At 47.7% G+C, this 13,921-nt stretch carries 13 protein-coding genes; 9 read left to right on the top strand and 4 right to left on the bottom strand.

The features are described 5' to 3' along the window. Positions 1-176 precede the first annotated feature (176 nt). The 7 genes from NIES2104_RS31055 to NIES2104_RS26390 all read left to right on the top strand — a co-directional run bounded on the left by NIES2104_RS31055 (position 177) and on the right by NIES2104_RS26390 (position 5,603). Positions 177-446: a UPF0175 family protein gene (locus tag NIES2104_RS31055; RefSeq protein ID WP_072218142.1), complete on the top strand. Its 270-nt coding sequence runs from the start codon at positions 177-179 to the stop codon at positions 444-446. Continuing rightward, positions 430-912 carry a DUF3368 domain-containing protein gene (locus tag NIES2104_RS26415; RefSeq protein ID WP_059001332.1) on the top strand — a complete coding sequence of 161 codons (483 nt, stop codon included), beginning with the start codon at positions 430-432 and terminating at the stop codon, positions 910-912. The genes NIES2104_RS31055 and NIES2104_RS26415 overlap by 17 nt, the downstream gene beginning before the upstream one ends. Further along, a complete protein-coding gene (locus NIES2104_RS26410; protein ID WP_059001331.1) occupies positions 905-1,291 on the top strand; it encodes a hypothetical protein in 387 nt (128 codons plus the stop codon). Before NIES2104_RS26415 ends, NIES2104_RS26410 begins: the two co-directional genes overlap by 8 nt. A 263-nt stretch (positions 1,292-1,554) precedes the next feature. Continuing rightward, complete coding sequence (locus tag NIES2104_RS26405; RefSeq protein ID WP_059001330.1) at positions 1,555-1,794, top strand: UPF0175 family protein; 240 nt, start codon at positions 1,555-1,557, stop codon at positions 1,792-1,794. Next, positions 1,791-2,285: a DUF3368 domain-containing protein gene (locus tag NIES2104_RS26400; protein WP_059001329.1), complete on the top strand. Its 495-nt coding sequence runs from the start codon at positions 1,791-1,793 to the stop codon at positions 2,283-2,285. Before NIES2104_RS26405 ends, NIES2104_RS26400 begins: the two co-directional genes overlap by 4 nt. A gap of 93 nt (positions 2,286-2,378) precedes the next feature. Next, a complete protein-coding gene (locus NIES2104_RS26395) occupies positions 2,379-3,185 on the top strand; it encodes an inositol monophosphatase family protein (protein WP_059001328.1) in 807 nt (268 codons plus the stop codon). Positions 3,186-3,254: 69 nt separating this feature from the next. Continuing rightward, positions 3,255-5,603, top strand: a complete 2,349-nt coding sequence (locus tag NIES2104_RS26390; protein WP_059001327.1) for an HD family phosphohydrolase — start codon at positions 3,255-3,257, stop codon at positions 5,601-5,603. A gap of 225 nt (positions 5,604-5,828) precedes the next feature. Here NIES2104_RS26390 and NIES2104_RS26385 read toward each other — a convergent pair whose 3' ends face one another. Next, a complete protein-coding gene (locus NIES2104_RS26385; RefSeq protein ID WP_059001326.1) occupies positions 5,829-6,812 on the bottom strand; it encodes a GntR family transcriptional regulator in 984 nt (327 codons plus the stop codon). A gap of 285 nt (positions 6,813-7,097) precedes the next feature. Between NIES2104_RS26385 and NIES2104_RS26380 the strand changes: the two genes are divergently transcribed. Next, entirely contained in the window at positions 7,098-7,886 is a 789-nt protein-coding gene (locus NIES2104_RS26380) for a dienelactone hydrolase family protein (protein ID WP_156427065.1), read from the top strand. A 51-nt stretch (positions 7,887-7,937) separates the two neighbouring features. Beyond that, positions 7,938-8,822 carry a S1 RNA-binding domain-containing protein gene (locus NIES2104_RS26375; RefSeq protein ID WP_059001325.1) on the top strand — a complete coding sequence of 295 codons (885 nt, stop codon included), beginning with the start codon at positions 7,938-7,940 and terminating at the stop codon, positions 8,820-8,822. A 262-nt stretch (positions 8,823-9,084) separates the two neighbouring features. On the opposite strand, the gene NIES2104_RS26370 is transcribed toward NIES2104_RS26375, so the two are convergent. Genes NIES2104_RS26370 through NIES2104_RS26360 form a run of 3 tightly spaced genes read right to left on the bottom strand, consistent with a single transcriptional unit; the run spans position 9,085 to position 13,921 of the window. After that, positions 9,085-11,910, bottom strand: coding sequence for a glycerol-3-phosphate acyltransferase (locus tag NIES2104_RS26370; RefSeq protein WP_059001324.1), 2,826 nt, complete (start codon positions 11,908-11,910; stop codon positions 9,085-9,087). 42 nt (positions 11,911-11,952) lie between these two features. Continuing rightward, on the bottom strand, positions 11,953-12,585 hold the full coding sequence (locus NIES2104_RS26365; RefSeq protein ID WP_059001323.1) for a hypothetical protein: 633 nt from the start codon (positions 12,583-12,585) through the stop codon (positions 11,953-11,955). A 31-nt stretch (positions 12,586-12,616) separates the two neighbouring features. Further along, positions 12,617-13,921, bottom strand: a complete 1,305-nt coding sequence (locus tag NIES2104_RS26360; RefSeq protein ID WP_059001322.1) for a DUF58 domain-containing protein — start codon at positions 13,919-13,921, stop codon at positions 12,617-12,619.

Below are 13,921 nucleotides of genomic sequence, written 5' to 3'. Positions count from 1 at the left end.
ACCATTCGCAAAACCACAGCAGAAATTTGGAAAAAGACAACACAGCAGAAGCACGATCGACAAACCCCACAAAACAGCGATCGCTCAAATATCACCTACGATCTAAGAGGAGCCACGATCGGCAATCTCGCCCACGAAGTCCAAGGCAATCAAATCACCCAACCAGAGGAACCCCAATGAACATCCCCATCCCCGCCGACCTCGAACATCGTCTTCAACCCCATCTCCCCCGCCTCTCCCAACGCGCCCTCGAAGCGATCGCCTTGGAGGCATACACCAATCACCTCATCACCGCCGCCGAAGTCCAACACCTCCTCAATCTCCCCTCCCATCTCGCCACCGATGCCTTCCTCAAAGAACACGGAGCCATCCGCTCCCTCACCCTAGAAGACGTTCAGCAAGACATCCAAGCTCTCGATCGAATTCTCCATGATCATCATCAGTGATACCTCTCCCATCTGCTATCTCATCCTGATCAATCACATTGAAGTACTCCCACAACTTTTCCAAACCATTCTGATTCCAACCGCCGTGCAACAAGAGCTTCTCAACGAACAAGCAGGCGAATCCGTTTGCAATTGGATTCAACACCCTCCCACATGGCTCAACATTCAAACTCTCTCTCAACCCCTTCTTTCCTTCCCTGCTAATCTCGGTGCTGGAGAACGCGAAGCCATCACTCTCGCAGCCGCACTCAAAGCTGAGTTTGCAATCATCGATGATCTCGATGCCCGTGCTGCCGCTCAACAGCTTAATCTCACCGTTATCGGCACACTCGGCATCTTATATCGTGCTGGAATTGCAGGACTGATTGATTTTCCAACTGCGATCGCACAACTCCAGCAAACCTCCTTTCACGTCTCCCAAACACTCGTCCAACAATTACTAGATCAATACAATCGCAATGTCTGACTCATCTAAATTTGACCTTCGAGGCGCAAATATTGGAAATCTCGCTGAAACCGTTCAAGGCGATCAGATTGTTTATCAAACGATTGCGAAGCACGATCGACAAACCCCACAAAACAGCGATCACTCACAATCCATCACAATTCAAACACAGGAGCTAACACTCATGACCGACAAAGCACCGATTTTAATCAGCAAAACGCAACGATCGGCGTTAACTACGCAGCAGAAGGCAGCAAACAAGACTTTACTCAGCACATCAATGGAACAGAGCAAAACTTTGAGATTTTACTGGCAAACTACAAGCAGTTTATCGACGAACTACAGCAAGAAAATTCCAGTCTCACCGACGAAACCGAAATTACAAGAACGATCGACGTAGAAGCTAAACGCATTGATGCACGCTGGCAGAACTTTCTCAACCTCAAACGTCTTTGGAACGGTGGCAAAAAAGCAGCGGTCAAAGTCGGAGAACACTTCGTCGAATCCAATCCCTGGGGCAAAGGCGCGGGCAGCTTTGCTGTGCCGAAGGCAACGCATTTCTCGAAGGAGTCAGCGAAGACGTGAAATAGCCTAATGATTTGCAAACGCGATCGTCAAACTCTCCCACGCTAAAATCAAACCATCCCTCTCATCGCTTGATCAATGCAAATCACGATTGACCTCCCTGATAATCTGTCTTTAACAGAGTCAGACTTACGCCAAGAAGTCGCGATCGCACTTTTTCAACAAGATCGCGTCAGCCTTGGTAGTGCCAGCAAAATCGCAGGAATGCACGTCATGGACTTCCAAAAACTGATTAGCGATCGCGGCATCTGCATCCATTACGATGTCGAAGAATTTCAACAAGACGTACAACATCTTCAAGAACGCGGCTGGTTATGATCATCGTCAGCGATACCTCCGCAATTGGAAACTTAGCCATCATCAATTATCTCTGGCTTCTTCAGAGCATCTATGGCAAAGTTCTGATTCCCGATGTCGTTGCACAAGAACTCAGTAACGCCTCACGCTCTGAAATTCAAGCAGTTCTATCACTCGATTGGATTGAAACAAAAAAAATCGTCAATCTCGCAATGGCAAACACCCTACAGCAAGATCAAAAACTTGATCCAGGCAAATCATGTGCAATCGTGCTGGCATTAGAACAGCAAGCCGATGAACTCCTGATGGATGAGCGCAGAGGCAGACAAGAAGCCGCGAAATTAGGAATCCCAATTATCGGAATTCTCGGTGTTCTATTGATTGCAAAGCAACGTCAACTGATTCCACAAGTTCAACCCATTTTAGATGCCTTGATTCAACAAGCGTCCTTCAGAGTCAGTTCAGCGCTCTACGCTCAAATTCTACTTCAAGCAGATGAACCGCAGCCATGAAAGCGATCGGAACGCTAATCGTTCAAAAGGCAGAAGATCGATCGACATTTCCCCCGAAATCATAGAATAGCTTGAGCCTTCTGCCTTAATTCTATGAATCCTCATCAACTAGAAATCTTCCTCGACATTGCGACCGAAGCCGCGTTAAGTGCTGGAGCCGTTCTCCAAACTCATTGGGGCAAGCTCGAAGACATTCGCGAAAAAGGACGACCCGGAGATCTCGTTACCGAAGCCGATCGAGCAGCAGAGGATGCAGTCCTCAAAGTTCTGAAGCGTCATGTACCAGAGCATCCGATTTTGGCAGAGGAATCTGGGCAAATGGGCGATCGACAAAGTGAATTTCTCTGGGCGATCGATCCGCTCGATGGTACAACCAACTACGCGCATCAGTATCCGTTTGTGGCAGTGTCGATCGCGCTTCTCATCGAAGGCATTCCCCAAGTCGGTGTGGTGTTTAATCCGATTCATCAGGAACTATTTCGAGCCGCGAAAGGATTAGGGGCGACTTGTAATCGTCGATCGATTCGAGTCTCTTCAATCAGCGAATTAGAAAAAAGCTTGTTAGTCACCGGATTCGCCTACGATCGACGACAAACCACAGATACGAACTATCCGGAGTTCGCTCATCTCACGCATCTTACTCAAGGCGTTCGGCGCGATGGAGCCGCAGCGCTTGATCTCGCGTATGTTGCCGCTGGAAAACTCGACGGATACTGGGAACGCGGCTTATCGCTTTGGGATATTGCAGCCGGAATCGTCCTCGTCGAAGAAGCAGGCGGAAAAGTCACCGCTTACGATCAAACTCCGATTCAGCTTTCGTCTGGTCGAATTTTGGCAACCAATGGGAGAATTCACGATCGCCTGAGTCGTGAACTTTTATACGTAGAATCGAACAGGTAAAAATTCGATTTGTCGCTTGGCTTCTATAATGAATCGTTAGATTGCAACACATCAGTAGTGAGCAGTGTGATGAATTCCCTTCGCTCTTGGGCGCAACAACTTCAGCGAATGTGCAGCGAAGGTGGAAGCCATCTTCGCCACTCTGCGTCCGTACGATCGCTGCAACGAGTCAAAGCACTTCAGAAACTCACCCATAAGCCGACAGTGCCTGCTCCGGTTCTGATTGTCGCAGCCTCGATCGTTCTGACGGGAGCTTTGGGAAGACAGTTCTACAATCAACCGCGTCTCAGTGTGGGCAAGATGGCAACCGATACCATCACCGCACCGAATAACGCCACGATCGTCAACAAAGAAGCGACCGAAGAAAAGCGTAAAGCAGCCCGAAATATCTCAGTACCAATGTTCATGTTGGACATGGTTGCATCTGATCAAGCAAGACAAGCGGTGCAAGCCCAGTTAGCAAAAGGAGGCACACTCCGGCAACAGATTGGAAAATTCCCCTACATTGAAACAGAAACACTTTCAGAATCAACACAGTTATATCTTCGTAATGCTGAAGAATGGGAATGGAAAGCGATCGTTACTGCCCTTCAAAATCGCAGCACTGATCCACTCGACAAGCTCGTCGATCCCCTTCAACGCAAAGCCGCTGAAGAATTAATGCGCTATCGGAATCAAACTTCATTCGATGGTGTATCCGGTTTGACGAATCAAATCACAGCAGCACGACAAAAATATGCCGCGACGATCGCACTCACTCAACCGCCTTACGATCCGACTTTGTTTGAGATCCCTGATGCAGCTTGGCAGAAAACACAGACTGAAGTGATGCAAGTGACCGATCGCATGCTGGCACAAGGCATTTCACCCGGCATCAATCAGGCTCAACTTGAAACTGCGATCGCGCTAAATCTTCAGAGTGCAACTCCATCAGAATCGAGAGCGATCGCGACTAAATTACTCCTCACCTCGCTGAAGCCAAATTTAGTTAAAGACGAAGAACAAACTCGGTTACAAGCTGAAAAAGCAGCGCAAGAAGTTCAACCTGTAATCATTCAGGTTCGACGGGGAGAAGTGATTGTCAAAGAAGGGCAAGAGATATCAGCCAGCAATTTTATGGTGCTGGACTACTTTGGTTTGAGCCGGCGTGAAACTAGTTGGTTTAGCTTGATTGGGTTTGGTGGATTGATCAGTGGTGCAGTGACCTTGTTCTGGTTATTCGAGCAGCGCTATCACCCGAAAGGCTTGAGAAATCGAGATTATTGGTTAATCGGATTGATGAGTTTAAGTACACCGTTGATGGTTATTATCAATGCACCTTCAACGAATTTACCTGCGATCGGCTTTTTGATGGGCACGTTCTATGGTTCAGTGTTAGCCATGACCGCAGTTGGATTGATTACGGTGATGCTACCGATCGGGATGGGATTGAGCTTGATGCAGTGGGTTCCAAGTGCGATCGCTGGATTGATTGTGGCAGCACTAGCGGCAAGAGTGCGATCGCGGGAAGAGTTAGCGTTTCTCGGCGTGGGAGTTGGGCTGATTCAAGGCTTGCTCTATTTATTGTTCGGCGCAATGTCTGGAGTGGTTTGGTATAGCTTACTCGGTCGTGCTGTTTTAGAAGCATTGTTAGGACTTGCTTGGAGCATTGTTGCGATCGGGATTAGTCCTTATTTAGAACATCTATTCGATGTGGTTACAACACTCCGCTTAGTTGAGTTAGCAAATCCAAATCGTGCTTTGCTCAAACGGTTAGCAGCAGAAACACCAGGGACGTTTCAGCATACATTGTTTGTGGCAAATCTTGCGGAGACTGCGGCGCGTGAATTGGGCTGTAATGTTGAACTCACAAGAACTGGAACACTCTATCACGATATTGGTAAAATGCACGACCCACTAGGATTTATTGAAAATCAAATGGGTGGCGCAAACAAACATGATGCGATCGCTGATCCTTGGATCAGTGCTGCAATTATCAAAAAGCACGTTACTGAAGGCATAGTAATGGCACGTCGAGCGAGATTACCAAAAGCAGTGCAAGCCTTTATTCCAGAACATCAGGGAACAATGACGATCGCGTATTTCTATCATCAAGCTCAACAACGAGTCAAAGCTGATTCGTCGATCATTGTTGATGAATCTGATTTTCGCTATGACGGTCCGGCTCCGCAATCCCGCGAAACAGGCATTGTGATGTTAGCGGATGCTTGTGAAGCAGCACTACGATCGCTCAAAGATGCGACTCCTGAAGAAGCTTTGAACATGATTAATAAAATTTTGGCAGCCCGGTGGAAAGATGGGCAGTTAGATGAATCGGGATTAACGCGATCGCAGATGAGTACGATCGCGCAAGTGTTTGTTCAGGTATGGCAACAGTCGAATCATCAACGCATTGTGTACCCCAAAGGAAAGTCTTAGAGGGTATGAAAAGTTTTTTCGCTTCGATTACCTTCCGCCCTGAAATGAATTTCGGGCTAACCGTAGAAAGTCTACTGAAGTAGACTGGGAGTCAGTTTGAAACTCTAAGTCCTTTTCAAAGGACCTTCGTCGATTAGCCCGAAATTCCATTTCAGGGCGGGCTGGAGCAATGAACGACAGCTTTTCAAACATTCTTTTAGCTCGTGTTTTAGAGCAATCTCACCTCTATTCCAATCCCAACTCTCGTTTGAGGAGATTGATCGATTTGCTCACGATGAAATTCTCACAGCAAATCACTTGAGGAGGACGAATAATATCATCGCGAGAAGCCGAAATCGTCGCTTTCACTGTGGCACAACTGACTTGATCGCTGAAAATCGTTTGTGCCGTTCGCACCATCGCATTGAGCTTATATCGATCGTTCATTTGTGCGGTCATCACGAGCAAATCATCGCCCCGCAAACTGTGAATAATCACTTCTGCCACACCGACAGTCCCCGCACTCAAACTGACAATACCGACACAAGTTCCTTTCTGCATCGCTTTGATCAGCTTTAATTCCTGCTCAAAATCGTAGATATCAACCGGAATCACTCGTGCCGCTTTCGGAGATGCGATCGCTTCCGCTTGAGCAATAAAATAACGGCTTGTCACCACCGTACTCGATCGCGTCTGATCCAAAATTTGCCCTAGTTCTTCCATCGGAACAAGCTGCATGGGAATCGCTAAAGCACGCTCCAATTCCCGCAACAAAACTTCGCCATTGGCAATATCGTGTGAGGGAGCCGTTACGAGAACCGAAGCACTACAGCGCAACCGCCAATCTACTTCTGCCAAGAATAATTCCCGCGCTTGTCCGAGCGAACAGCCTTGTTTGACCAACTCATCTAGGCTCGATTGAATGATTTTGTGTGCTTGTGGATATTGTTCGAGCAGCGGCGATTTGATGTGTGCTGCGGTTGCGTGTCCCTGATCACGTACATAGATACCAGAACCCGCTTGAGCATCAACGACTCCTGCATCTTCGAGTTGACGATAAACTTTACTGATTGTATTGCGATGTAAGCCCGTCTGCATCGCCAACTGACGAGTACTCGGTAAGCGGTGTCCCGGTGGAAACTGCCGAGACGCGATCGCAAATAAAATTTGATTATAGAGTTGAGTGGATGCCGGGATATCGCTATCTGGCTGTATATGAAATTGCACCATACCCGCGCCTCAAATCTCACTCATAAGTGTTGATGTTACACAGCAAATCTGTACATTACTTCTTGCTCAGAATTTGCCAAAGCCGTCCACTATTTTAGGTGACACAGAAAATGGAAAGTTGGGTGTATCTTCGGATTGTGATCTGGTTGACTTAAGCTACTCAGTAATAATGCTGAGCTGGCTCAAGCCTCCTAAAGTCCCGCTTTCAACGTTTTCACCACCCCTGATAGAAATAGTATAACCCGTAGTTTTTCGATTGCCATTTTCGGTAAAGTATGGCGATGAATGGCAAATTTTCATCGCATTGAATTCGAGTTTCGTTCAGAATACAAACTGTTGCGTGGTGAAATAAATACGATCGTGAATTCCTCCTGGATCAAACTTTCAAATGGTGACCTCCAAATCGATGCTTATCTGTCAGAACCGGATACGGCTGCACAGGGTGCAATGATTGTGATTCAAGAAATTTTTGGTGTCAACTCGCATATTCGATCGATCACAGAGCGATTTGCCCAAGAAGGCTATGTCGCGATCGCGCCCGCTATTTTTCAGAGAACCGCTCCCGGCTTCGAGGTGGGATACAGCGAGGACGATACCAAACTCGGTCGATCGCACAAAGATCAAACGACTGCGGATCAATTACTCAGTGATTTAAGAACGACGATCGCGTTTCTTCAAACGAAAGGATTTCAAGAGGTGGGTGCGATCGGCTTTTGTTTCGGGGGGCATGTGGCGTACCTAGCGGCAACCTTACCGGAAGTTAAGGCAACGGCTTCATTTTATGGAGCGGGAATTGCTACGATGACTCCGGGCGGTGGAGCGCCGACCATCACGAGAACTTCAGAAATTAAAGGAACGCTATACGCCTTTTTCGGGACTCAAGATCCGCTGATTTCGATCGAACAAATTGATCAAGTGGAAGCGGCTCTAGAGGCAAATCATATCGATCACAAGGTATTTCGGTATTCAGCGGGGCATGGATTTTTCTGTGATCAGCGATCGGACTATCATCCTGAAGCTGCCGCTGATGCTTGGGAACAGGTAAAAGCGTTATTTTCTAGACTAACGCACTAGAATTGAGAAGCCGCAATAGTGGCGATCGTACTTTTTAGGAATTACATTGCAATGCCAGATCGGACGACTGCTTCCTTCTCGATGGAAGATTTTGAAAAAGCCCTCGAACAGCACGATTACGAGTTTCAGAAAGGCAAACTGGTAACGGGCAAAGCCTTTAGCTATGAAAGCGATGGTGCCTTGGTCGATATTGGCGGAAAATCTCCTGCATTTCTGCCGATCGAGGAAGCAAGCGTTCGACGGGTGGCGGATGTGTCGGCAATTCTCCCACTCGATGAAGAGCGAGAATTCATCATTGTTCGCGAACAAGATGCAGATGGGCGGGTAACGATTTCGCTGCGTCAGCTTGAATTGCGGAAAGTTTGGGAACGGTTGGTCGATTTGCAGGCGACGAATCAAAGTTTGCAGGTGCGCGTAACGGGTTCTAATAAAGGAGGCGTGACGGTGGATGCCCTGGGTTTGCGGGGGTTCATTCCACGATCGCACTTAGTTGAGCGCGAAAATTTAGAGGCGCTAAAAGGACAGACGCTATCGGCAACGATTCTGGATTTGGAGCGCGATCGCAATAAAATCGTGCTCTCGAATCGTCTCGCTGCTAGAGCGGCAAACTTCAGTCAGCTAGAAGTCGGTCAACTGGTCGAAGCAACCGTTACCAGCCTCAAGCCATTTGGAGCGTTTGCTGAGTTCGATGGTACAACCGGATTGTTGCACATCAATCAAATTAGCAAAAACTATATCGAATCGTTGTCTTCACTGTTGCAGGTCGGACAAGTGATCAAAGCCATGATTGTTGATTTGGATGAAGGACGGGGGCGGATTTCGCTTTCGACGAGAGTTCTTGAGAACTATCCGGGAGAAGCGATCGAGGATTTCGCGAAGGTGATGGAAGAAGCTGAATCTCGACAAGAACGAGCGAGAAAAAACTTGCTCGGATAGCTTAGAAAATGTTTCCTGACGGAATCTATCTTCCCTGCTAACAGTCAAACTACCCTGCACTCGTGGGGGATTTAGGGGGTGTTTGAAAAGTATAAGTAGTCCCTTCGCTCCGTTGCACTTCCGCCCTGAAATGAATTTCGGGCTAACCGTGGAAAGTCTACTGAAGTAGACTGGGAGGCAGTTTCAGGTTCTTAGTCCATTTCTAATGGACTTGCGCCGATTAGCCCGAAATTCATTTCAGGGCGGGAGTTGCAACGAACGACTACAAAATCTCCACTGTTCCTTGCTGTCCATCGATCCGAACTCGCTGCCCATCTCGCAAAATCTCAGTGGCATGAGCGACATCCATCACCGCAGGAATGCGATATTCTCGTGCCACGATCGCGCCATGCGATAATCGTCCTCCCACTTCCGCAATGAGTCCGCCAACTCTTGCTAATACAGGCATCCAGCCCGAATCCGTATAAGGCACAACGAGAATCGTATCCCGATCGACATTCATCGATCCACTCATCGATCGCATCACTCGAATCGTGCCTTCGACTTGTCCCACACTGGCTCCAATTCCTTGAAGTCGATTCGAGGCTTGCCAGGTTGGAAGCTGCAGAGTAGGTGGATCATCGCCATAAACTAACTGCGGAATTGGGGCAAGTTGTCGATCGTGATCAAAGCGCGATCGACGTTGTTCGATTAGTTGTGTGTTTGAACTACGAATCTCATCGTAAGTGAGAAAAAAGATATCACCAGATTGTTTGAGAACACCGGAATCAATCCAGCGATGTTCGATCGCGACAAATCTCCAGCGTAGTTCTGCTAACAATCGACTATAGATTTCTGTTACTTTGCCTTTTAATGCAATTCGTTGCTGAACACCTTTATTTTTAATTTTGGGTGTCGATCGCTCTGGTGATGAATTTAGACAGAATTGTTTGAATAGTTCGCGAACGGGTTGAGGCTCTTCGCGCCAAGTTGGAACGGCAATATCTGTACCGACTTCGCTCAAGTAGCCGTATTGATTCAACAACCGATCGAATTGCTCTAAGATAGCTTGCCCTTGATGCGTTTGTTTGAGTTGAACAAAGACACCTTTATCGCTGCTCAACAACGATCGAGCTTGAGTTGCAAGATCAGACAGCGATCGTAAAGCTGCAACTTCTGGAGTATCACTGTTATCTAAAGCTTCATCTGGCACTTTAGCTATTGATTTTCTAAGTGCAGCACTCAACGGGGCAAGAATGCTGTAGTAAGTCGCTCGTTCTAATAGTTCAAGAATTTGCTCAATCTGTTGTAAAAGGTCTGAGACGGATTGGGTTTCTAGAGGTTGTTCCAACTTCTGAAGCATCGGTTTGAAATAGAGTTCTTGATCTCGCGAAAAATCCTTTTCTAATCGCATTTCTCGCTGGAGTAACCGCAACAGTCCCGGTAAATTTGAAACAGTCGATCGTAAAGGTGGCTTACTAAACTTCGCGCCTCTGGTGAGAAACTCTAAACTCTCTGGCGGTAATCCCATTCGTCGAAAGATTTGTCCGAGTAACGACGCATTGAAATAAGCATGTGAATAGTGCAAGGTTGCGGTTTCAGTAAAGTCTAGACCGGCTGCACGTTCTCCCAGAACGATCGTAAAAATTTTCCCCCAAACCCCACACGTCAGCGGGCGATTAATCGACCACGTTAAAGGACGAATCGCACCCGGAATCACTTCTGCGGCGATCTTCCGAGTCCAAATCGGGAACAGCGTGGTAATCGATCGAGATTGCAACACCCAGAGTTGTTCTCCATCAAAGCTCCATTCAATGTCCTGGGGTACACCATGAAAATGTTCTTCTAAATGCCGCGCTAGATAGGCGACTTGCTGAATTACCGTTGATGGAACAGTTCCCGCTCCTTCCACTTCTAGTGTTGTTTCAGGCAATCTCCAATCTGTACCAACTTCCCGAACGTTCACTTGATAGCTTTCAGGGGTAACTTGTCCGGAAACCACGCGATCGGCATTTCCCGGTAAGGCTTCAATCAATACCGCATCGCCTTGTCTTGCGATCGGATCACGACTAAATGCAACTCCCGAATAGATACCTTGAATTTGTTTCTGAACGAGTACCACCATCGAAGCCTCTGCAACATTGCGATCGCGCCGATACTTCACAGCAGAGTCCTGCTCATACGATTCCAAACACCGCACGATCGCAGGTAACAGTAACTCTCGATGCGTAATGTTTGGAATCGATTCATATTGTCCCGCCGCTGAAGCCGATTCTGCATCTTCTCCGATCGCGGACGATCGTACAATCAGCGGATGCTCTCTAGAAGGGTGCAGCGCTTCAATCAACGGTTTCGGATCATCTCCTGGCAACAATATCCAAGCCTCCGGAACCGGATAGCCCGATCGCTTTAATGCTGATAAAGTCGCCGCCTTTTGTCCAACCTTTTCAGCTTCCAAAGTTTGATCAAGTGAAATTAGCGATCGATCATCCCGAAGAAATTGAAACATGGCTTTCGATCCTCTCTCTGCATTGTCTGATTTCAAATCCAAGTCATCTGGAATCTGGTTATAGATCCACCACAAGAAAGCTGCAAGCCCGATCGAACTTAAAATCAACGGCGTTTCCTGTGGATGTCTTAGAGCCGTAATCAAAGGAAATAGCACTAATACGCCAAACTTTCCCGATCGACGTTCTCGAAAAATCGTAAAGCCAATTCCGCCGATCAAAAACACCAGAAACGACACGATCGGATCATGCACCACGTAGCCCCAAACGACATTCGTTGTGCCCGCACCTTTCCCGATAAAGTACCGTCCATACACTAATGCAATCAGCGCAATAATTTCCCACTCTGGGCTATTCGGAAAGAACGATCGCGCCAACAGCACCGCAAAAATCCCTTTCAACGCCTCAGACAGTACCGCCAGAATGCCAACAACCTTTCCCCCGTGATAAAACGCTGCGGAAACGCTAAGATTTCCGGTTCCCAGTTCTGACAAACGTTTTCGGCTCAGCCCTCTGGTGATCCAACCAACTAGCGGCAACCCGCCCAAAATCGGGCACAGAATGAAAATCAGCAGAGAACCCCACACAGGCATCAAGCTCATATTCGGACAAATTCACGACAACTTCTTGAAGTCTAGCGAGTCTCACGGCTCGACCTCCGCAAACTTCGCGTAAAACTTCCAAATTTCCCGCATCACCGCAGAATTACATCTCAAATCTGAGTGAGACACACCCGAAAGACAGACAAACTCGGCACCTCGAATCACGGTTGATTCTACGCTAACGACTCCATCATCACCTTTACCGCAGTCACTCGCGATCACGAGCGTAGGAATCTCTGCAACGATTTTTCGAGTGATCGCACTCCGGTCAATTGCCAAATCCCGCGCAATCCCAATTCCCCAACCGTACGGATCAACCATTCGAGCAATGTGCGATCCACCGATCGGTGAACCCAGCAACACGAGCGAATGAACTCGCGACCACCACTCCGGATGTCGATCGAGCAATTCCACCCACAACACGCCGCCCATCGAAGTCGCAATAATCCGAATCGGCACTCCTGGATACTTGCTCAAAGTTTCCAGCACAATTGCCTGCACACTCTGAATCAGCGGTTCTAGATAAAATAGCGTTCTGACCCAGTGTAGTTCTGGTGCGACAACTAGCGTATCTTTTAGATCCAGCGCGTACGCCAAACGGGAAATCGTTTGACATCCAGAGAGATCGGTCATTCCGTGCTGAGCAAAGAGAATGGTTTGGGGTTGGAGGCTCATAGGAGAATCAGAAAAACTTTCTCCACTGTATCTAAAGTTGGTTTCTTGCTTTCAACTGAAGATATCGATCGATTAATTCCTCAGTAATCTGATTCGCAGGCGCATCTAACACCAACACGCCCCGCTGTTTCAAGGTACTAAATGCAAGTTGCCGCTGAGCGATCAAATCGAGTGCAACGGCTCTTTCATACGTTGAGGGCAAATCTTCTGTAACGGTATGCGCTTGTTGATCGACCTGTGGATCACGTAACGTCACGCAGAACGGTAAATATCTCGGTGTCAATCTTCCCAATGCAGCGAGCAGTTCAGAGGAGGCTGTCATATCCACAATATCGGTAATCACCACAACTAAAGCACGTCGCGCCTGTTGATTCACTAGGGTTGTCACTGCCCCTAAATAATCTGGCTCTAAAATCTCTGGTTGAATCGGCGTTAACCGCTCGATTAAATGATTCAAATGTGCCTGTCCACGTTCTGGAGGAATCCAGGTTTGCACTTGTCGATCGAACACCCCAACCCCAACTCGATCGCCCCGGTGCAATCCCGCCAGCGCCAGTGCCAATGTCGCATTCAATCCCCAATCAAACCGCGATAATCCTTTCACCTGCGAAGTCATCAACCGACCTCGATCGAGCAAAATAATCAAAGTCTGCTCTTGTTCCGGTTCTAATACTCGCACTAAAGGCTGTCCACGTCGTGCGGTCGCTTTCCAATCAATGAAGCGCGGATCATCACCAATTCCGTATTCTCGCAGTTCAGAAAATTCAGTACCAATGCCTAATCGACGAGCGCGACGAATTGAGCCGGAAGATTCTAGCGTGAGACGGATTGAGAGCGATCGTAGTCCGATCAAATCTGGATAGACTGAAACCTTTTGCTCTTGTGGAATTTTCCAACGATGCCACGCTAACCGCCACGGACTTAACTGTTGCACCTGAATGTCTTTCCAGTGGTATTCACCTCGATAAGAAGGATTTACGGTGTATGAAAGTTGCTGATTTAGATTTGCGCCTAGCTTGATTGCGAGTGGCATCGATGAGACAGCAAACTCGATCGGATACGGGTCATAAATCCGAACCTCTACGGGTTTTTCGCCTGATTCTACGCCCAGAGTTACTAAATTATCGCGCCCGATCGACAATCTTGATGCCACCTGGCGATCGACCTTTACGCGGTAAGGTTTGACTTGTGAACTATCCCAAAATGCAAGTCCTAGAACAATCAAATCGAACAGTAGCAATAGTGCGATCGACAATCCGGGATTAAACAAAAAGAGAACGGCAGCGATCGCGCCACTCACTAACAATAATCCGTAAGTTCGACGTGAAGAAATCAT

This window comes from Leptolyngbya sp. NIES-2104 (genome assembly GCF_001485215.1).
Taxonomy (GTDB): domain Bacteria; phylum Cyanobacteriota; class Cyanobacteriia; order Leptolyngbyales; family Leptolyngbyaceae; genus Leptolyngbya.
This window is presented reverse-complemented; position numbering and strand designations above follow the sequence as displayed.